This is a genomic window from Variovorax sp. Varisp46, assembly GCF_059491885.1.
Genome location: NZ_CP168515.1, coordinates 3,421,794 through 3,440,103, shown reverse-complemented (window position 1 = coordinate 3,440,103; position 18,310 = coordinate 3,421,794). Strand labels below are relative to the sequence as shown.

20 protein-coding genes are annotated in these 18,310 nt (G+C 64.3%); 8 read left to right on the top strand and 12 right to left on the bottom strand.

Translation table 11 applies throughout. The features are described 5' to 3' along the window. Window positions 1–258: 258 nt before the first annotated feature. Window positions 259–879 carry a TetR/AcrR family transcriptional regulator gene (locus ACEN9N_RS16175; RefSeq protein WP_495653992.1) on the bottom strand — a complete coding sequence of 207 codons (621 nt, stop codon included), beginning with the start codon at window positions 877–879 and terminating at the stop codon, window positions 259–261. Window positions 880–978: 99 nt separating this feature from the next. On the opposite strand from ACEN9N_RS16175, the gene ACEN9N_RS16170 reads away from it, so the two are divergent. Continuing rightward, window positions 979–1,395, top strand: a complete 417-nt coding sequence (locus ACEN9N_RS16170) for a 4-oxalocrotonate tautomerase (RefSeq protein WP_495653991.1) — start codon at window positions 979–981, stop codon at window positions 1,393–1,395. A 77-nt stretch (window positions 1,396–1,472) separates the two neighbouring features. Continuing rightward, entirely contained in the window at window positions 1,473–1,868 is a 396-nt protein-coding gene (locus tag ACEN9N_RS16165; RefSeq protein ID WP_495653990.1) for a VOC family protein, read from the top strand. A gap of 430 nt (window positions 1,869–2,298) precedes the next feature. Here ACEN9N_RS16165 and ACEN9N_RS16160 read toward each other — a convergent pair whose 3' ends face one another. After that, window positions 2,299–2,766, bottom strand: a complete 468-nt coding sequence (locus ACEN9N_RS16160) for a nuclear transport factor 2 family protein (RefSeq protein WP_418125943.1) — start codon at window positions 2,764–2,766, stop codon at window positions 2,299–2,301. A gap of 117 nt (window positions 2,767–2,883) precedes the next feature. Here ACEN9N_RS16160 and ACEN9N_RS16155 point away from each other — a divergent pair, with 117 nt between their 5' ends. After that, entirely contained in the window at window positions 2,884–3,471 is a 588-nt protein-coding gene (locus ACEN9N_RS16155) for a TetR/AcrR family transcriptional regulator (protein ID WP_495653989.1), read from the top strand. A 116-nt stretch (window positions 3,472–3,587) separates the two neighbouring features. Here ACEN9N_RS16155 and cynR read toward each other — a convergent pair whose 3' ends face one another. Then, window positions 3,588–4,475, bottom strand: a complete 888-nt coding sequence (gene cynR, locus ACEN9N_RS16150) for a transcriptional regulator CynR (RefSeq protein WP_495653988.1) — start codon at window positions 4,473–4,475, stop codon at window positions 3,588–3,590. A 118-nt stretch (window positions 4,476–4,593) separates the two neighbouring features. Between cynR and ACEN9N_RS16145 the strand changes: the two genes are divergently transcribed. The 3 genes from ACEN9N_RS16145 to ACEN9N_RS16135 are packed head-to-tail and all read left to right on the top strand — an operon-like array spanning window position 4,594 to window position 5,989. Then, window positions 4,594–5,256 carry a carbonic anhydrase gene (locus ACEN9N_RS16145; RefSeq protein ID WP_495653987.1) on the top strand — a complete coding sequence of 221 codons (663 nt, stop codon included), beginning with the start codon at window positions 4,594–4,596 and terminating at the stop codon, window positions 5,254–5,256. 30 nt (window positions 5,257–5,286) lie between these two features. Beyond that, complete coding sequence (cynS, locus tag ACEN9N_RS16140; protein ID WP_413315714.1) at window positions 5,287–5,757, top strand: cyanase; 471 nt, start codon at window positions 5,287–5,289, stop codon at window positions 5,755–5,757. A gap of 40 nt (window positions 5,758–5,797) precedes the next feature. Continuing rightward, a complete protein-coding gene (locus ACEN9N_RS16135) occupies window positions 5,798–5,989 on the top strand; it encodes a hypothetical protein (protein ID WP_413315713.1) in 192 nt (63 codons plus the stop codon). Between the two features lie 223 nt (window positions 5,990–6,212). Here the strand turns inward: ACEN9N_RS16135 and ACEN9N_RS16130 are convergent, their stop codons facing one another. After that, window positions 6,213–7,670 (bottom strand): aminotransferase-like domain-containing protein, encoded by a 1,458-nt coding sequence (locus ACEN9N_RS16130; RefSeq protein WP_413315712.1) that lies wholly within the window; start codon window positions 7,668–7,670, stop codon window positions 6,213–6,215. Between the two features lie 360 nt (window positions 7,671–8,030). Between ACEN9N_RS16130 and ACEN9N_RS16125 the strand changes: the two genes are divergently transcribed. Then, the gene (locus ACEN9N_RS16125) at window positions 8,031–8,267 is read left to right on the top strand and encodes a hypothetical protein (protein WP_413315711.1); all 237 of its coding nucleotides are present in this window, start codon (window positions 8,031–8,033) and stop codon (window positions 8,265–8,267) included. 164 nt (window positions 8,268–8,431) lie between these two features. Continuing rightward, entirely contained in the window at window positions 8,432–8,554 is a 123-nt protein-coding gene (locus ACEN9N_RS16120; protein ID WP_495653986.1) for an excalibur calcium-binding domain-containing protein, read from the top strand. Between the two features lie 501 nt (window positions 8,555–9,055). On the opposite strand, the gene ACEN9N_RS16115 is transcribed toward ACEN9N_RS16120, so the two are convergent. Genes ACEN9N_RS16115 through ACEN9N_RS16080 form a run of 8 tightly spaced genes read right to left on the bottom strand, consistent with a single transcriptional unit; the run spans window position 9,056 to window position 18,033 of the window. Next, a complete protein-coding gene (locus tag ACEN9N_RS16115) occupies window positions 9,056–9,946 on the bottom strand; it encodes an NAD(P)-dependent oxidoreductase (RefSeq protein ID WP_413335632.1) in 891 nt (296 codons plus the stop codon). Window positions 9,947–9,953: 7 nt separating this feature from the next. Then, complete coding sequence (locus tag ACEN9N_RS16110) at window positions 9,954–11,402, bottom strand: aldehyde dehydrogenase family protein (protein WP_495653985.1); 1,449 nt, start codon at window positions 11,400–11,402, stop codon at window positions 9,954–9,956. A gap of 22 nt (window positions 11,403–11,424) precedes the next feature. Then, on the bottom strand, window positions 11,425–12,837 hold the full coding sequence (locus ACEN9N_RS16105; protein ID WP_413315604.1) for an amidase: 1,413 nt from the start codon (window positions 12,835–12,837) through the stop codon (window positions 11,425–11,427). A gap of 4 nt (window positions 12,838–12,841) precedes the next feature. After that, window positions 12,842–14,335, bottom strand: coding sequence for an ABC transporter substrate-binding protein (locus tag ACEN9N_RS16100; RefSeq protein ID WP_413315603.1), 1,494 nt, complete (start codon window positions 14,333–14,335; stop codon window positions 12,842–12,844). Between the two features lie 50 nt (window positions 14,336–14,385). After that, a complete protein-coding gene (locus tag ACEN9N_RS16095; RefSeq protein WP_413315602.1) occupies window positions 14,386–15,207 on the bottom strand; it encodes an ATP-binding cassette domain-containing protein in 822 nt (273 codons plus the stop codon). Further along, on the bottom strand, window positions 15,204–16,199 hold the full coding sequence (locus ACEN9N_RS16090) for an ABC transporter ATP-binding protein (RefSeq protein WP_495653984.1): 996 nt from the start codon (window positions 16,197–16,199) through the stop codon (window positions 15,204–15,206). Before ACEN9N_RS16090 ends, ACEN9N_RS16095 begins: the two co-directional genes overlap by 4 nt. Window positions 16,200–16,204: 5 nt before the next feature. Beyond that, on the bottom strand, window positions 16,205–17,086 hold the full coding sequence (locus tag ACEN9N_RS16085; RefSeq protein ID WP_495653983.1) for an ABC transporter permease: 882 nt from the start codon (window positions 17,084–17,086) through the stop codon (window positions 16,205–16,207). Continuing rightward, window positions 17,083–18,033, bottom strand: coding sequence for an ABC transporter permease (locus tag ACEN9N_RS16080; protein ID WP_413315599.1), 951 nt, complete (start codon window positions 18,031–18,033; stop codon window positions 17,083–17,085). The genes ACEN9N_RS16085 and ACEN9N_RS16080 overlap by 4 nt, the downstream gene beginning before the upstream one ends. Window positions 18,034–18,310: the final 277 nt, after the last annotated feature.

The window sequence follows — 18,310 nt, the reverse complement described above, 5'->3', positions numbered from 1 at the left end:
AGGCGCACCCCAAGGAGCAGCTATTGACGGAACAGCGAATGGCTAGCCTCGGCAGCAGCGGACACTGCGGTAACAGGTCCGACCGGCTACATCCGGCCTGGAGCGGGCCTACCTGAAGGGCGGCTACGCGGCGGTTGCCGACATTCGACGGACTCGCGCGAATAGGTACTATCGGCCATGAGGCGACGTTCGATGCCCCTGCCCAGTTCGCCCGGAAAGCAGACCTTACGGGTCACACTCAGGTGGCTTTGAGCGACTCTATCCGCCTGGCGCGCCGAGCAATGCGTGTTCCGTCCCTGCAGCGATCTGGTCCGCAAAGGCGTCATTCCCAACGGCACGTGCAAGCGTAACGGCGCCCGCCAGCGAAGAGAGGGCGGCGCAAGCGGCTCCAATGTCCCGCGGTGCACTTGGTGAGGCGGGACCATCAACAATCGCCTGCGCAACCTCACGCAAAGCCTTCTCAAACGTTGTACGGGAGACTTCGTCCGACCGCGCCACTTCCGCTGGCATCGTCTGCAGCGTGCAACTCTCTGACAAGTCACACGTGCGCTTGGCGCTGAGGTAGAAGCGCACAAACTCCGGCCACCAAGCGCGTCCGTGCTTTTCTTGGAAGTACAGCACGCCACCTCGCAATTCGGCCATACCCTGTGCGACCGATTCCCGGAATGCGTGAGCCTTTGAGTCGAAATGAACGTAGAAGGCGCCCGATGTCAGGCCTGCCTCCTTCGCCAGGCCGTCCACCCCGATCCCGCCGAATCCAGCCTTGCGAAACCCGCGACCTGCCCCCTCTAGGATGCGTTGCCGCGTCTGCACCTTCTGTTCGGACCTTGACACGGGAGGCTCCTTTGACATGTGAAGCTGACGATTGTAGTTGTTCAAAACACGATCGTTATGTATTATCGAATAACGGTCGTTACTTGAAATGCCCTGCAGATCGCAGCGTGTGAGTCGATGCCGTTCTTTCTACTTGGAGTACCCATGCCACTTACGCTCACCCTCACCGAGGGCGTTCTCCCCAAAGGCCAGGAAAAAGTCGCCTTCAGCCGCCTGTCCGATGCCATGCTCAAGTGGCACGGCCTGGCAGGAAACGAGGCGATGACGCCCAACATCGTTGGCTCGATCCACGTCTTGCCTAAGGAGCACACGTATTCCGGAGCAAAGGAGGCCTCCGTGGCCTTCGTGGAATGGAAGGTCCCATCCTTCGCATTCGCCAGTCGGGATGTGCAAGTCGGCTACATCGAAGAGGCCACCAGCATCATTCATGAGCTGTCTGGCGCGCACCACCCGAAGGAGCGCATATGGGTCAACGTAGTGCACGCGGTGGACGGGGCCTGGGGCATTGCTGGGATGGCTTTCACCAATGCGCAGCTTGGCGAAGGGGCCGCTTCGGCCTGACACATCCGGGGGCAGCGACGCGGTCTCCCGGGTGGGCGGACCGTGTCGTAGCCCCGCTCACATCCAGGTACACCGTCATGCAACTCTCGAACTATCTGTTCTTCACCACAACCTGTGATCAGGCTTTGGCTTTCTATACGCAGTGCGGTCTTGGCCGTGTCGTCGAGGTGCTGCGCTACGGAGTCGATGGCATGCCCGTGAAGAACGAGGCCATGCGCGGCAAGGTCATGCACGCCAAATTCAAGGGGCCAGATTTGCTCTTCTATGCTTCAGACAACGAAGACGCCGAGCCGATGCGGGGCTCCGCGCATTTGCTCGCAATGGACGACCGAGATTCCACGAACAAGCTCTTCCAGGTCCTGGGTGCTGACGGGACAATCACAACACCCTTGGGCATCCAGCCCTGGGGCGACTACTACGGCAAATTGACCGATCGTTTCGGTGTTCAGTGGATGCTGAACTGCGCTGAGTGAGATCGTTGGCAGCGCGCTTGCTGAGCACGGTCTCCTTGGTCAAGGTCTCCTTCGGACCAAAGCGAAGGTCGGCAACGGGCCCCCACCGGTCATCGGGCTCGCTCCGAAGCGGTCATCGGGCTGCTCCTTAGTGGTCATCGCGCCCCGCTCGAATGCGGTCAACGCTGGATGCAGCGTTCGTCTTGAGCTGCCGCTGCCCGCGGTGGTAGAACGTCAGGCCATCGATGACGAAGCTAAGCACGCGGTGACCCACTTCAAGCGCGTGAGCCGGCGGCGCCACGTGCCCGATCTAAAGCGGCACGTGCAGGCAACATGCCCGCAACGTGCAGCGCCTGCCGCGCAGATGGCGTTAGCCCATGGGCCCCAATGCCAACCTCGTTCGCAAGTGTGCTCCGCATAGCTCGCGAAAAGATGGCACAGTGCGTCGCCGTCAAAGACCCAGTTCGGTCAGACCCGGGTGGTCGTCCGGACGGCGGCCGAGCGGCCAGTGGAACTTGCGTTCCTCGGCCTTGATGGGCTTGTCGTTGATGCTGGCATGGCGGTCGGTCATCAGGCCGTTCTCGTCGAACTCCCAGTTCTCGTTGCCGTGGCTGCGGAACCAGTTGCCGGCGTCGTCGTGCCATTCATAAACAAAGCGCACCGCGATGCGGTTGCCGGTATAGGCCCAGAGCTCCTTGATCAGGCGGTAGTCAAGCTCTCGTGCCCACTTGCGCTCCAGCAGCGCCTTGGCCTCGGCACGGCCCTGCGGGAACTCGGCCCGGTTGCGCCAGTTGGTGTCAGGGCTGTAGGCCAACACGATCTTGGCCGGATCACGGCTGTTCCAGCCGTCTTCTGCTAGGCGAACCTTCTGGATCGCAGTTTCGAGGGTGAACGGGGGCAGGGGGGGACGGGTTTCCATGGCAATTCCTTTATCAATCAAGGGTCTGTCGTGAGCCACAGACCTGCGGCAGGTAGACAACTCTGTCTACATGGGCGCATTCTGGCGCAAGTAGACAAGTCTGTCTATAGTCGAGCCATGAATAAAGTTGTCAGCATCAGCAACAGTGACCTACCGGCTAGAGAACGCATCCTGCGCAAAGCGCACGACCTCTTCTACGCCGAAGGCCTTCGAGCCACCGGGATCGACCGCGTCATCGCCGAGGCGGGCGTGACCAAGGTGACCTTCTACAGGCACTTTCCGAGCAAGAACGACCTCATCCTGACGTACCTGAACCTTCGCCACGAACGGTGGATGAAGTGGTTCACTGAGGCATTGGAGCGCCACGGCGGCGCGTCAAAAGGCGCTCAGGCGCTCCCGCCAGTGATGAAGGAATGGTTCCGTGGCAAGGCGCTCGGCGATTTCCGAGGCTGCGCCTTCCTCAATGGCGTCAGCGAGATGGGACCCACGATGCCTGCTGTCGTCCAAGCCACCCGCCAGCACAAGCAGCAGATGACCGACGTCATCGAAGCGCTGCTGCCGCAGTCGGGTCAGCGAAAGCGGACGGCCGAGGCCCTGGCCAGCGCCGTGGATGGCGCCATCGTGCAGGCCCAGTACAGCGGTGATCCGGCACCCGCTCTGCGAGCGCTCCAATTCATTGCTGACAGGGTGACCAACAAAGCCTGAGTGCGACGGCGAGAGGCGTAAGCGAAGAGGACGATGCTGAGCATGACCAGATCACGCTTGGCCTTGAGCCGCTGCCCAAGAAGACCCGCAAGGAATGGGAGCAAGATCAATCTTGCTCACCTGCAAACAATCCTGGACAGTTGTGCAAACGCCAAGGCGGCTGCAGACTGGTACGCATCCCTTCGACGTAACAGGGCGGCTGTGCGCGGGTTGGGTGCCGGGGAGATCGCGATGTTGCAAAGATCCGGGTGCTGCTCGCCAATGGCTTCGGGAAGAATGGTGACCACATGGCTACGCCTGACGACCTCAAGCAGGGCGCTGATGGTGTTGGCCTCTATGGCGATGGATGGCGATATGGCCTGAGACCTCAAATACTCGTCCACGTGGGCGCGAGTTGCGAAATCAGGACTCAGCACTCCAAGCCGTTCAACCGACAACATCTGAGGCGTGACGGCCTCTCCCAGAGCGGCGAAGCGGTGGCCGCGGCCAACAACGACGCTTAGTCGCTCCACCAGAACGGTCTCGCACTCAATGTTGTCCGCAGGTGGCGAAACATGGAACGCGATGCCCAGGTCCACCTCGTCGGCCGCAACCGCTGCAGCAATGGTGTCGAGAGACATCTCCTTTAGCCGAATAACGATCTCGGGATACTGGGTATGAAAGGCCGTCACCAAGGGGCCCACCAGGTAGGCAGTGAAGGTCGGCGTCGTCGCCAGACGCAGTTCGCCGCGCTGGAGATCCTGCACGTCATGGATGGCCCGTCGCGCAGCAGCCAATTCACGAAGCGCTCGGCGCGCATGTTCAATGTAGACGCTACCCGCGTCCGTCACCCTCACGGTCCTGCCGCTACGGTCCAGAAGCGGCACACCCAGCGTCTCCTCCAGCTGAATGATCTGCTGCGACAGGGTTGGCTGCGAGACATGAAGGGCCTCCGCGGCGCGCGTGAAGTTGCCGTGTTCGGCGACGGCAAGTAAGTAGCGAATATGACGAAGCTGCATGCCCATGCCTTTCCGGTGGTGAGAGTGCTATTGGTGGTTCCTATCGGCTCCATCCGAAACCGGTCTTGGACCGGCCGAAGGAAACGATTGAAGATGAACTCCTCGCAACAACACGGTGATTAATATGAAACCGTTCATCAAAGGCGCGATGAAGTTTCAGGCCGATGTCTTCCCCAAGATGTCGACCCTGTTCAAGACACTGGCGACAAGCCAGAACCCCAGTGCCCTCTTCATCACCTGTTCGGATAGCCGCGTCATTCCGGAGTTGCTGACCCAGCAACAGCCCGGCGACGTCTTTGTGATCCGTAACGCCGGCAACATTGTCCCGTCCTACAGCTCAGAACCTGGCGGCGTCACCGCCAGCGTCGAGTATGCGGTCGGTGTGCTGGGTGTGACCGACATTGTGATCTGTGGCCATAGCGACTGCGGCGCCATGACGGCCATCGCCAAGCACACCTGTCTGGATCACCTTCCCGCGGTAGCAGGCTGGTTACGCCATGCCGACGCCGCCAAGGTAGTAAACGAGGCGCATACCCATGACACGCCGATAGCAAAGGTCAGCTCCATGGTGTACGCCAACGTCGTTGCCCAACTGGCCAACATACGGACCCATCCGACCGTTGCGCTGGCGCTCGAACAGGGCCGGCTCAGCCTGCATGGCTGGGTCTACGACATTGAATCCGGTGAGGTCAAAGCCCTCGATGGCAAGCACGGCATTTTTGTCAGCCTCGCCAAGCATCCCGGCACCGTCGCTTCCGAGCCCCATCCGCAGCTGAAAGCTGCTTGACTCCCCCTCCCCTCTGAAAGGAAAACTGCAATGCTTCACTCCAATGTGACCCAAACTTCGCGCGTTGAATTGACCTCCCGCGTGCTTGCCGCAAAGGCAAGCAAAGACATCAGCTTCGGTGAATTGGCAGAAGGCACCGGACTTCGGGTGGCCTATGTAACGGCTGCACTGCTGGGGCAGCATGCCCTGCCGCGACACGCCGCGGAGCTGGTCTGCAGCCGACTCGGCTTGGACGCTGCCGATGCCAAAGAACTGCAGGCGATTCCCCTGCGGGGCAGCCTCCCCGGCGGCGTGCCGACCGACCCGACCATCTACCGCTTCTACGAGATGGTCCAGATCTACGGCACCACGCTCAAGGCTCTCGTTCACGAGCAGTTCGGTGACGGCATCATCAGCGCCATCAACTTCAAGCTCGACCTCAACAAGGTGGAGGATCCCGAAGGCGGCTCACGAGCGGTGATCACACTGGATGGGAAGTTCCTGCCCAACAAACCTTTCTAAGGCTCCATCGGTCTTTCCCACATGAATGAGGGGCGCCACGATGAATACGAACGAAAACGAACTCATGCTTGCGTGGAGCAAGCCACTGGTGACGGCGCGGCGCCTCACCCTTCACCAGATCCCCGAGGGGTGGCTGGCGAGTCTTGACGGCTTCCCGATGTCGTACGGGGAAACGCCGCGCGTAGCGGTGACGTGGACCTTTATCATGAGTCGCAAATCGGCCTACGAGTGATCGCGGTCGTCGGTTTGATCTGGTGCTTCGTGATCGGATCGCTGGCGGACCGGCGGTCGGGCAGCGTGACCCTGCACCCCTATCGGCGGGCACCTTCCAAGACTTGGAGGTGCCCGTCAATCTTGCGGCGAAGTACCGACGACTGGATGGAAGCGGCGCGCGTGACGTTGAGAGTCAGTCGAAGGCAGCGAACCTCGACCTGCATCGACGCCAACTAGGGTCTCTACGAACGCTCCTCGAAGATCGGCCCCGATTTTCCGGTTGTAGATTTAAGCTGCGCGTTGGCGAGTTCTCCAAGATTTCTTATAGCCCCTTCCAAGCGCGGGTCGCCGAGATGCCCGTAGTTGATGCGCAGGTGCCGGGTGTATCGGCGGTCGGCTGAAAACAAATGGCCCGGCGCTACGCCTATGCCGAGCTGAAGAGCGTCCTGGTGCAGTGCGAGCGAGTCGACGCCTTCTGGCAGCGCGAGCCACAGGAAATAGCCTCCCTCGGGGCGCGTGACCCGCGTTCCAGTCGGAAAGTATCGATCGATAAGTCGCAAGCATGCAGCCTGCTGGCGGCTGAGCGAATGCCGCAGGGCGCGCAGGTGACGATCAAAACTCCTGTGTTGGAGGTACTCCTGCAACGCCAGTTGCGAGGGGAGTGCCGTCGCCAGCGAGCTCATCAACTTGTTCCGACCCAAAGTGGCTGCAAAGCGACCGCCCGCTACCCAACCGATGCGATATCCGGGTGCCAGGGATTTCGAGAAAGAACTGCAGTGCAGCACCCAGCCAGCCCGGTCCCAGGCCTTGGCTGGTGGCGGTCTCCGAGCCCCATGCGCGAGCTCGCCGTACACGTCGTCTTCGATCAGCGGTATGGCGCGGGTGGCGAGCATGCCGACCAGTTGCTCTTTGGCTGCGTCGCTCATGGTGCAGCCCATTGGATTCTGGAAGGTCGGCATGAACCAGCAGGCCTTCACCGGATGCTGGTCGATCACGCGAGCAAGAGAGCTGAGATCCACGCCTGTACGCGGGTGGGTCTCGACCTCGACCGCGCGAAGACCGCGCCGCTCCAGTGCCTGCAACGCACCATAGAAGGTTGGCGTTTCGATCGCCACGACGTCGCCCGGCTGCGTCACCGATTCGAGTGCAAGATTGAGGGCTTCCATAGCCCCGCTGGTGATGACCAGTTCAGACGCAGGAACATCCATTCCGACGCTGCCGTAACGCAGGGAGATCTGATGGCGTAGTTGGGCGTTTCCTGGCGACAAATCTTCGACGGTCTGCCAAGGATCCATCCGCTTGAGCGCTCGCGTCAGGCCGGCGGCAAGTTGTTCGAAGGGAAACAGCTCTGGCGACGGAAAGGCCGAGCCGAGCGGGACCATATCGCGCTCGCGAGCCTGCGCAAGGACCTGAAAGACAAGCGACGAGACGTCGACCGGCATGGACCGGAGGACAGGCTCGCTGGCGGCGAGTTCATTGGTCGGCATTTCCGCCCCCGCTCGAACGAAGTATCCCGACCGCTGCCGCGCTTCGACAAGCCCTTGCGCCTCCAGCAGGTAGTAGGCAGAGAACACGGTGGACGCACTGATGCCCATTTGCGACTTCAGTTCGCGCACGGAGGGAAGGCGATCATTCGCCTTCAGGCTACCCGCGCGAATACGCTGAGCGATGTTGTCGGCAAGCTTCTCGTAGCGGTTCATGGGCATCTCTTTCTGATACGGGCGTTCTGGACCGCTCCCGAGATTGTCATATCAGACGTCGGCCTGCCCGACGCGACTACCGGCCTCCTTGCATCTGATATGGAGATTTTCAGCTGATCTGGTTCTGTACGTATCAGCCTGGAAGATGAACACTCGACAGCACGATGAGAGTGCTTCTGTGTGCAGGCGGACTGCTCCGCCTTTCGACGCGCCTTGCAGACGCCCATTTAGCTGACCGCTACCGTTTCGTTGGATTGATTAATCAACTAATTAATTAATCTTTCCGTTTCTTCATCGGTCTATTGAGCTACTCGCCGCACTCGGGCACTTCTCGGTCTGTCCCCTGATGTCTTTTCAATCATGAATTCAATCCCTATCTCTTTTGTTATTTTCAAGGTTCTCGTGCTCAGCGTGGGCATGTATTTGGCCGTCAAGTGGCATTACGAACGGGGACAGAGGGACAAGAATCAAAAGACAGCTGCAGTGGTCCTGACATCCATCAAGGTGGGCTCGGCATTCGTCGCTTCTGCGTTCCTCGTGCTCTTCCTCACCTTTGAGTTTTGCAATTGGATGGGTCTGGACCTGACCATACGGTGATTGAAAGTCTTCGTTTTGCATTGGGCGCATTCAGCAATGGGAAGTACGACCGGTACGCCTCAAAGGTCGCGGCCAAAGTCCTGCGGTGGCGTCACAAGACGCGGCAGGCCTCGATGCCCCTGTCTAGCAGCTTCTAGTGCGACGGACGCAGGTAATGCTCGCAGATGACGTCGTCATGCACTGAGGCAAAGTTCTTCCTCAAGAACTGCCCCGGCACCCAAATGGATAGGAACCATGATGGCGTGCCTTGCGAACAGCAATGGTGGACCGGCCTTCTTCCCAAATAGGCCCGCACATCTGACCGGCCGCTCTTGGTCCGCGCGCGCTTCCAGCGAAGCTTGAGCGGCCCGCACTCAACCCGTTGCAAGCACGCGTCGCGAATGTCTGCTTACAGTCAAATTGAGCGGGGTCGGCGGCCGGCCGGTACTGGCCGATAGTACCCATTCGCGAGAGCGCATCGAACGCCGGCAACCAATCTGAAGCGGGCATTGAACGCAGTCATGCCAATGTCGACCGCGGCCGACGCCGGCCCTTCGGAGTTCTGCTTGTTCAGCGCCCGTCTCTCGCGAAAGCTCAGTGGTGCGCCCGCGCATGTCCACCTGCAATCCGCCGCAGCGGTCGAACCGCCGACGCCACAGCCGCGCTCATCGTGCGCAGGGCACCGGGTGCTCCCCGCAGCGAAATAAAGGAGGAGCCCGAAGGGCGGGGGATATTCGCGGAGGGGAGTACCCGGTGGCCTGTGCACGCACTCCGAACAACGGCGGCGCAAAGAGCAAGAGCAAAAAGAATCAGCGCAGCGCTTCGACCAGATCGAGAACCATCCGGTCCGGCCCGAACTTCTCGACACCCCGGGTCAGCAACGCATCGACAGCCTGCGCAATGCCATGGCTGGAAGACGACTGCTCCGCCATGTCGTTGTAGTACCCCAGGTCCTTCTTGGCATTGGCCATCGAGAACTTCAACGAGTCGGTGCTGCCCGTCAGCAGCTTGGGCTTGACGCGTTCCAGCGCCACGCCGTTGCCGCCGCCCTTTGCGAGCACGTCCACGAACACATCCGGCGCCACGCCCGCGCGCTGCGCACAGGCAGCCGCTTCGCACAGCAGCGCGACCGTGCCGAGCGACACGAAGTTGTGCAGCAGCTTCATCGCATGACCGGCACCGATGCCGCCCACGTGCGTGACGTTCTCGGCAAAGCAGCGCAGCAGCGGCAGGCACGAAGCCAGCACCTCGGCGTCGCCACCCACCAGCAGGTTCAGCCGGCCCTCGGCGGCTTCCTTCGCGGTGCGGGTCATCGGCGCATCGATGAACCTGCCGCCCTTGGCGCTCACCGCTTCCGCCACCTTGGCGGTGGAGGCGGGCACGGCCGTCGAGCAGTCGATCACCACCGTGCCGGGGCGCAGGGCAGTCAATGCACCCTTGTCGCCGAGCATCACCGCCTCGACCTGCGGCGTGCCGGTGACGCAGAGGATCAGCACGTCGACCTGCGCGGCCAGGGCGGCCACGTCCTTCACCGACGTGGCGCCGGCCTTCAGCAGGCCGTCGATCGGCTGGTTGCCCGCGTGTTCCAGCACCGTCAACTGGTGGCCGTGCTTGACGATGTTGCTCGCAATGCCGTGGCCCATCAGGCCGACGCCGACGAGGCCGACTTTGCGTGGGGCTTGCTGTTCAGTGGTGGTCATGAATTGTTCATCCGTGCTTGATGGCGATGGTCTTGAGGGTCGTGAATCCGAGCAGGGCCTCGAAGCCCTTCTCGCGGCCGAAGCCGCTGGATTTCACGCCGCCGAAAGGCAGTTCTACACCACCCGCCGCACCGTAATTGTTCACGAAGACCTGCCCGCAATGCAGCTTGTGCGCCATGCGCAGCTGGCGCGCGCCGTCGCGCGTCCACACGCCGGCCACCAGGCCGAAGTCCGTGCCGTTGGCCAGGCGCACCGCCTCGGCCTCGTCGGCGAAGGGTGTCACGGCCAGCACCGGGCCGAAGACCTCGCGCTGCGCGATGTCGCTGTCGTGCGGCACGTCGCGGAACAGCACGGCCTCCTGGTAGAAGCCCGTGGCCGATGCGTTGGGCGACACCGTGCCGCGCGCCGCCACCTTCAGGCCGCTGGCCTCGGCGGTCGAGACCATGTCGCGCACCTGGCGAAACTGTTTCTCGTTGATGAGTGGACCCATGTCCAGGTCTTCCGCGGGCGTTCCCGCGCGAACGGCCGTGAAACGCTTCGCGAGGCGCTGCACCACCTCTTCGTACACCGATTGCTCCACCAGCACGCGGCTGCCCGCCGAGCAGGTCTGGCCGGCGTTCTGGATGATGGCGTTGAGCAGCACCGGTTCGGCCGCGTCGAGGTCGGCATCGGCGAACACGATCTGCGGCGACTTGCCGCCCAGCTCCAGCGTCACCGGGCAATGGCGCTCGGCCGCGGCCAGGCCCACGCTGCGGCCGGTCATCGTCGAGCCGGTGAACGAGATGTGGTCGATGCCCGGGTGCGCGCACAGCGCCGCGCCGGCTTCCTTGCCGTAGCCCGTCACCACGTTGAGCGCCCCGGCCGGAAAGTCCACCTCGGTCGCGATCTCGGCCAGGCGCAGCAGCGACAGGCTCGCGTCTTCTGCCGGCTTCACCACGCAGGCGTTGCCGGCCGCGAGCGATGCGCCCACGCTGCGGCCCGCGATCTGCATCGGGTAGTTCCAGGGAATGATGTGCCCCGTCACGCCATGCGGGATGCGCACGGTCAGCACGGTGTAGCCGCGCTCGTAGGGCAGGGTGTCGCCATGCAGCTTGTCGCAGGCGCCGGCGTAGTACTCGAAGTAGCGGGCCAGCGCGGTCGCGTCGTTGCGCGCCACGCGCAGCGCCTTGCCGGTATCGCGCGCCTCCAACTGGGCCAGCTCCTCGTGGTGTTCCAAGACGGCGGCACCGAGCTTGGCGAGCAGGCGGCCGCGCTGCAGCGCGGTCATGCCGCCCCAGGGGCCGTCGAAGTTCTCGCCCATGGCCCGGCGCGCGGCGCGCACGGCGGTGTCGACGTCGGCAGCCGTGCCGCGTGCGATCTCGCCGAATTTCTGGCCGTCGCTCGGGTCGATCACGTCGATGGTGGCGTTGCCTTCGGACGGTACGTGGCGGCCGTCGATGTAGTGGGTGGCGTTCATGAGGTTGTCTCCTTGCGGCCGATCACTTCGGTTCGGGCCAGGGGTGTTGGGCTTCGCGGATCTGTTCGAAGGCGCGGCTGAATTGCAGCACGCCCAGGTCGTCGAAGCGGCGCCCGGCGATCTGCAGGCCAATCGGCATGCCTTGCAGGCCCTCGCCCGAATAGCCGCAGTTGATCGAGGCAGCGGGCTGCTCCGACATGTTGTAGGGCACCGTGAAGCCGATGTGCTCCAACGGCAGCATCGGGTCGTTGGTCGGCGAGGCGTGTTCCGCGGGCGCGGGCATGTTGGGCGACACGGGCGAGATCACGAAGTCGTAGGCCTTGGTAGCGGCGACGGTGGCCGCGCGCGTGGCGACGAACTGGCTGTAGGCGTCGAAGATGTGCGCGCCCGAGAAGCCGGCCGCGCTCTCGGCCCACTCGCGGATGTACGGCAGGATCTTCGCGCGCTTTTCCGCGGTCATCGCCTGCATGTCGATGCACGAGCGCATGCGCCAGAAGTGGTCCATGCCCTGCAGCATCTTCGGTGTCATGAAGGCACCGATTTCCTCCACATGCGCGCCGGCCGCCTCGATGCGCTTCGCGGCGCGGCGCACGGCCTCGGCAATCTGCGGATCGAGCGGCAGGCCGCAACCCGCGTCCATGTGCAGCGCCACGCGCTTGCCCTTGAGGAACGACGGGTCGACCTCGAAGGCCGCCCAGTCGATCGCGGGCGCGGGCAGCTCCGAGTAGTCGCGATCGTCGGGCTGCGCGATCGACGCCATCATCAGCGCCGAGTCGGCCACCGTGCGCGTCATCGGCCCGGCGCAGCGGCCCATGTAGGGCGTGCTCAGTGGAATGCGGCCGAAGCTGGGCTTGAGCGTGTAGATGCCGCACCAGCTCGCAGGCAGGCGCAGCGAGCCGCCGATGTCGGTGCCCACGTGCAGCGGGCCGTAACCCGCAGCGGCCGCCGCGCCCGCACCCGCGCTGGAACCGCCGGGCGTGCGCGACAGGTCCCACGGGTTGCGCGAGAGTTCATGAAAGCTCGACAGGCCCGACGACAGCATGCCCAGGTCGGGCATGGTGGTCTTGGCGACCAGTACCGTGCCGTCTTCCTTCAGGCGGGCGGCGGGTGGCGAGTCTTGCAGCATCGGCACGAGGTCGTAGGCTGCGGTGCCCAGCGGCATCGGGTCGCCTGCGGTCGCGAGGTTGTCCTTGATGGTCACGGGCACGCCGTCCAGCGTGCCGCGCGGCTGGCCGGCCAGCCAGCGCGCTTCGGAGGCGCGCGCCTGTTCGAGCGCCAGTTCGGGGCGGAACAGCCATGTGGCATGCAGCTCGGGCTCGTACGCGGCGATGCGCGCGTTGACCGAGCGTGCCACTTCGACCGGCGAGAGTTCCTTGGCGGCGTAAGCCGCGTGCAGCTCCTGCACGCTCAGGGAATACAAGGGCTTGGTCGTCATCGCATCAGCCCCACGAGATCGCGGCCAGGTCGTTCACCACGATCGGCATGCTCGGCCACAGGCCCTTCACTTCCTTGCGCGCGATGGTCGGGAACACCGCCTGGTACAGGAAGCCATTGACCGCGTCCGTGGCCAGCTCGCGCTGCGCCTCGGCCAGCAGTTCGGCGCGGCGCTTCTTGTTCTCTTCGTTCTGGATGGTGGCGAACAGGTCGCGGAACTTCTTCGAGTCGTAGCCCCAGTAGTAGTCGGGCTCGGTGTACTTCACGAGGTCGAAGGGCTCCACGTGGGCGACCATCGTCAGGTCGAAGTCGTGCGCGCCGCCGAAGGTGCCGCTGAGCCACTGAGCCCATTCGACGTTCTGGATCTTCACGTGGATGCCGATCTGCGCCAGCTGCGCCGCGATCACCTCGCCGCCTTGCCGCGCATACGAAGGCGGCGGCAGCTGCAGGCGCAGTTCGAGCGGTGTCTTCACGCCGGCCTCGGCCAGCAGTTTCTTCGCCTTCTCTACGTCGTAGGGGTTCAACGCGGTGGTGTCGATGAAGCCCGGCGCGCCCAGTGCGTAGTGGCTGCCGATGGGCTTGCCGAAGCCATCTGCCGCGCCCTGAACGATCGCGTTGCGGTCGATGGCCGCCAGGATGGCGCGGCGCACTCGCACGTCGTCCAGCGGCTTCTTGCGGTTGTTGATGGTGAGGATCACCTTGCCGCGCGTGCCGACCTCGATCACCTGGAAGCGCGGGTTGCCCTTGAACTGGCTCACCGAGCGCGTGCCCGCGCGCGGAAAGATGTCGATGTCGTTGGCCATCAGCGCGGCGGTCTGCGCGGCGGTGTCCGACATGAAGCGGAAAACGAACTTCTCGGTCTTCGCGAGGTTAGGGTCACGGTACGTTGGCGACTTCACCAGTGTGCACGAGGCGCCGCGCTGCCAGGCGCTCAGCTTGTACGGGCCGGTGCCCACCGGCGCGGTGGCGTTGGTCTCGGCGCTCTTGGGCTCCACGATGCAGGCGGTCGACTGGCCGAGCATGAAGGGCAGGTCGGGATTGGGCAGCGTGCTGTTCACGCCGACCATGTAATCGTCGAGCACCACGGTGCCGATCTCGCTGAAGAAGCGTTTGTCCTTGTTGGTGCTCTTGGCGCCGCCCGCGCGGTCGAACGAGAACTTCACGACCGATGCGTTGAAGGGCTGACCATTCTCGAAGCGCACACCCTTGCGCAGCTTGAAGACGAAGGTCTTCATGTCGGGTGACGAGGTCCAGCTCTCTGCCAGCATCGGCGTGACCGAGCCGTCGGCGTTCACCTTGGTGAGCGTCTCGAAGATGTTGTACTGCGTGATCTCCGCGATGGCCGATGCGGCGCCGGTCGTCGGGTCCAGGCCCGGCGGTTCGAGCGGCATGCCGATCGTCAGCGTGTTCTTGCCGGCCTGCGCACGCGCCTGGGGCAGGAAGACACCCGGGATTGCCGCGGCCATGGCGGAAGTCATGAGTGTGCGTCGCTTCAACATTCGGTAGTTCCTGGAGGTGAGGGTGATGGAAAGAAAGAACGACCGCCCGGCTAGCGGGACGGCGTGTGCAGAACGGCGGAAAGCAGGGTGCGCGTGTACTCGTGCTGCGCGTGCCGGAACAGGTCGGCCGGGCGGCCGCGCTCCACGATGCGGCCCTTGAAGACCACGCACACTTCATCGCACAGGTGGTTGACCACCGCGAGGTCGTGGCTGATGAGCAGGTAGCTGATGCCGAACTGCTGCTGCAGGTCCTGCATGAGGTTGAGCACCTGGGCCTGCACCGACACGTCGAGCGCGCTGACAGGCTCGTCGGCCACGATGAGCTTGGGGCGCGTGATCAGCGCCCGTGCAATCGCAATGCGCTGGCGCTGGCCGCCCGAGAACTCGTGCGGGTACTTGTCCATGTCGGTGGTGCGCAGGCCGACTGCGGCGAGCGCCTCGTCGGCACGCTCGCGCTGCACGGCGCGACTCGTTTCGGCCAGCGCCTCGAGGGGCTCGGCGACGATGCGCGCGACGGTCTGGCGTGGGTCTAGCGAGCCGTAGGGGTCCTGGAACACCATCTGGAAATCGCGCCGCGCGGTGCGCAGCTCGGCCTTCGACAGCGTGTGCAGGTCGCGGCCTTCGAGGCGCACGCTGCCCGAAGTCGGCGTGTCCAGCGCCATCACGAGACGCGCGATGGTCGACTTGCCCGAACCCGATTCGCCGACGATGCCGACGCTCTTGCCGGCGCGCACCTCGAAGCTCACGCCATTGAGCGCCTTCACGGTCGGCGGCGGGCCGAAGAGCTTCTCGCGCGGCAGCGCGTAGTGGCGATAGAGGTTGTTCACGGCCAGCAGGGGCTGGCCGGCGGCGGTGCTGGGTGGCTGGCTCATGCGGTGGCCGCCCTGGTGTTCGACGCGGCGATTTCGCCCAGCCGCAGGCAGCTCACGGCATGGTCGTTCGGCAGCATCGTGGCGCGGGGCCGCGTGCTCTGGCAGAGGTCGATGGTGTGGGCGCAGCGGCCCGAGAAGGCGCAGCCCCGGGGCATGTCGACCAGCTCAGGCACACTGCCCTGGATGGTTGGCAGCCGGCCCGCGCGCACCGCGCCGATGGCGGGGCGCGCCGCGAACAGGCCGCGCGTGTAGGGATGTGCGCGACCGGCAAAGACCACGTCCGTCGGGCCGCTCTCGACCGCGCTGCCGCCATACATCACGAGCATGCGCTTCACGCTGTTGGAAATCACGCCGAGGTCGTGCGAGATCAGGATCAGCGCCATGCCCATTTCCTTGACCAGGCCCTGGATCAGGTCGAGCACCTGCTTTTGGATCGTCACGTCGAGTGCAGTGGTGGGCTCGTCGGCGATCAGCAAGTCGGGCCCGCAGGCGAGCGCCATCGCGATGCCGATGCGCTGGCGCTGGCCGCCGGAGAACTGGTGCGGATAGGCATCGAGGCGCGAGGCCGCGTCGGGGATGCCCACGCGGTCGAGCAGGCTCAACGCCTCCTTGCGGGCCCGTTCCTTGGTCAGGCCGCGGTGCAGCCGCAGAGGCTCGCCCACCTGGCGCGCGATGGTGTGCACCGGGTTCAGCGCCGTCATCGGCTCCTGGAAGATCATGCCGATGCGGTTGCCGCGGATATGGCACATCTGCTTCTCGGGCAGGCCGACGAGTTCCTGCCCGTCGAGCTTGATGCTGCCCGTGACCTTGGCGCTCGACGGCAGCAGGCCCATCAGCGACATCACCGTGATCGACTTGCCGCAGCCCGATTCGCCGACGATGCCCAGCGTTTCGCCACGTTCCAGCGAGAACGAGATACCGCGCACGGCCTGCGCCGGCCCGCGCTGGGTCTGCAGGCCGATCTGGAGGTTGTTGACTTCGAGGAGGGGCATGGCGCTTACCGGGCTCTGGCCAGGCGCGGGTCGAGCAAGTCGCGCAACCCGTCGCCAAGAAGGTTCAGCCCGAGCACAGCGAAGGCTATCGCCATGCCGGGGAAGACGGCCAGCAGCGGCTGCTGGAACATGAGGGTCTGTGCTTCGCTGAGCATGCGGCCCCACGAGGGTTGCGGCGGCTGCGTGCCCAGGCCCAGGTAGGAGAGGGCGGCCTCGGCCAGTATGGCGATGGCGAATCGGATCGTGATCTGCACGATCAGCACGGCCGAGATGTTCGGCAGCACGTGCTGCATCGTGATCGCGAAGCTGCCCTTGCCGCAGGCGCGCGCGGCGGCCACGTACTCGCGCGACCAGATGGCGTTGGCCGAGGCGCGCGTGATGCGCGCGAAGGTCGGGATGTTGTAGATGCCGATGGCCACGATGGCATTCACGATGCCGGCGCCGAACACGGCGGTCATCATGATGGCCGAGAGGATCGCGGGGAAGGCCAGCGTGAAGTCCGACAGCCGCATCACCGCTTCTTCGACCCAGCCGCGCTTGGCGGCAGCCAGCAGGCCCAAGGCGGTGCCAACCACGAGGCCGATGCCGACTGCGATCACACCCACGAGGATGGATGCGCGGGCACCGACCAGCAGCAGCGAAGCCACGTCGCGCCCGAACGCGTCGGTTCCCAGCCAATGCGATGCGGAGGGCGCCTGCATCTTGTTCGCCATGTCCATCGCATACGGCGACCACGGCGTCCACACGAAGGAGACCAGGGCGGCGACGAGCAGCAGCGCGGCCAGCACGCCGCCGATGACGAAGCTGCGGTGCTTCAGCGCGCGCTGCCAGAAGCCGGGGAGCTTGACGAGCGCCACAGCGCTCGGAGCGGCGATGACGGAGCTCATATGTCGCTGGCCTTGATGCGCGGATCGATCACGGCATACAGCACGTCGACCACGAAGTTCACGATCACCACCATGGCCGCCAGCAGCATCACGCAGTTGCGCACCACGATCAGGTCGCGGTTGCTGATGGCCTGGAAGATGAGGCGGCCCAGGCCCGGCAGATAGAACACGTTCTCCACCACGATGGTGCCGGCCAGCAGCTCGGAGAACTGCATGCCCATGACCGTGATGACCGGGATCATGGCGTTGCGCAGCACGTGGGTCCACAGCACGGCTCGTTGCGACACACCCTTGGCACGCGCGGTGCGAACGAAGTCTTCCCGCATCACCTCCAGCACCGCCGAACGCGTGATGCGCGCGAGGATCGCTGCCTGCACCACCGCCAGCGACAGCGCAGGCAGCAGCAGCGACTTGATGCCCGCGAAGATGCCTTCGCCCCAGCCCTCGAAGCCCCCGGCGGAGAACCACTGCAGTTGCACCGAGAACACGAGGATCAGCAGGATGGCGAACCAGAAGTTCGGAATCGCGATGCCGACCTGAGCCATGCCCATGAGGCCGACGTCGCCGAGCTTGTTGTGGCGCGCGGCGGCCGTCACGCCCACCAGCAGCGCGATGACGACGGTCAGGGCCATCGCCATCATGGCCAGCGGCACGGTGAGCGCGAGGCGTTCGAGGATCAGGTCGAGCACGGGCGAGCTGTAGGCGTAGCTGTCGCCGAGGTGGCCGGTCAGCAAGCCGCCGATCCAGTGCCAGTAGCGCGTCCACGCGGGCTGGTCGAGGCCGAGCTTGGTGGCCAGGGCGGCGACGGCTTCGGGCGAGGCGTCGGGACCCATGAGCATCTGCGCGGCGTTGCCTGGAAGAATTTCCAGAACGAGGAACACGATGATGGACGCGCCGATCAGCGTGCCGATCAGCGTCAGCGTGCGCTTGAGCAGGAAGAGGCCCATGTCAGTGACTCCGCTGCGTGGTGTTGTGTTGCGGTGTGTTCGGGGTGCGTGCACAGACCATCGGGTACTCCCCTGCGCGAATGTCCCCCGGCCTGCGGCCTCCTCCTTTATTTCGCTGCGGGGAGCGCCCGATGCCCTGTGCACGATGGACGCGGCGCTCGTGCCGGCAGTTCAACCGCTCTGCTGAACGCTCACGCCGGCGGGGTGCCTTGCGCAGCGAAATAAAGGGGGAGGCCGAAGGCCGGAGGACATTCGCGGAGCAAGGTACCCCGTCGGC

Bases quoted from the DNA above. Each gene is read 5' to 3' on its own strand.
- ACEN9N_RS16080 (WP_413315599.1), bottom strand. From the start codon at position 18,033: ATGGGCCTCTTCCTGCTCAAGCGCACGCTGACGCTGATCGGCACGCTG.
- ACEN9N_RS16160 (WP_418125943.1), bottom strand. From the start codon at position 2,766: ATGGAAACCCGTCCCCCCCTGCCCCCGTTCACCCTCGAAACTGCGATC.
- ACEN9N_RS16115 (WP_413335632.1), bottom strand. From the start codon at position 9,946: ATGACCACCACTGAACAGCAAGCCCCACGCAAAGTCGGCCTCGTCGGC.
- cynR (WP_495653988.1), bottom strand. From the start codon at position 4,475: ATGGGCATGCAGCTTCGTCATATTCGCTACTTACTTGCCGTCGCCGAA.
- ACEN9N_RS16100 (WP_413315603.1), bottom strand. From the start codon at position 14,335: ATGTTGAAGCGACGCACACTCATGACTTCCGCCATGGCCGCGGCAATC.
- ACEN9N_RS16145 (WP_495653987.1), top strand. From the start codon at position 4,594: ATGAAACCGTTCATCAAAGGCGCGATGAAGTTTCAGGCCGATGTCTTC.
- ACEN9N_RS16105 (WP_413315604.1), bottom strand. From the start codon at position 12,837: ATGACGACCAAGCCCTTGTATTCCCTGAGCGTGCAGGAGCTGCACGCG.
- ACEN9N_RS16155 (WP_495653989.1), top strand. From the start codon at position 2,884: ATGAATAAAGTTGTCAGCATCAGCAACAGTGACCTACCGGCTAGAGAA.
- ACEN9N_RS16090 (WP_495653984.1), bottom strand. From the start codon at position 16,199: ATGCCCCTCCTCGAAGTCAACAACCTCCAGATCGGCCTGCAGACCCAG.
- ACEN9N_RS16110 (WP_495653985.1), bottom strand. From the start codon at position 11,402: ATGAACGCCACCCACTACATCGACGGCCGCCACGTACCGTCCGAAGGC.
- ACEN9N_RS16120 (WP_495653986.1), top strand. From the start codon at position 8,432: ATGACGTCGTCATGCACTGAGGCAAAGTTCTTCCTCAAGAACTGCCCC.
- ACEN9N_RS16125 (WP_413315711.1), top strand. From the start codon at position 8,031: ATGAATTCAATCCCTATCTCTTTTGTTATTTTCAAGGTTCTCGTGCTC.
- ACEN9N_RS16170 (WP_495653991.1), top strand. From the start codon at position 979: ATGCCACTTACGCTCACCCTCACCGAGGGCGTTCTCCCCAAAGGCCAG.
- ACEN9N_RS16135 (WP_413315713.1), top strand. From the start codon at position 5,798: ATGAATACGAACGAAAACGAACTCATGCTTGCGTGGAGCAAGCCACTG.
- ACEN9N_RS16130 (WP_413315712.1), bottom strand. From the start codon at position 7,670: ATGAACCGCTACGAGAAGCTTGCCGACAACATCGCTCAGCGTATTCGC.
- ACEN9N_RS16095 (WP_413315602.1), bottom strand. From the start codon at position 15,207: ATGAGCCAGCCACCCAGCACCGCCGCCGGCCAGCCCCTGCTGGCCGTG.
- cynS (WP_413315714.1), top strand. From the start codon at position 5,287: ATGCTTCACTCCAATGTGACCCAAACTTCGCGCGTTGAATTGACCTCC.
- ACEN9N_RS16085 (WP_495653983.1), bottom strand. From the start codon at position 17,086: ATGAGCTCCGTCATCGCCGCTCCGAGCGCTGTGGCGCTCGTCAAGCTC.
- ACEN9N_RS16165 (WP_495653990.1), top strand. From the start codon at position 1,473: ATGCAACTCTCGAACTATCTGTTCTTCACCACAACCTGTGATCAGGCT.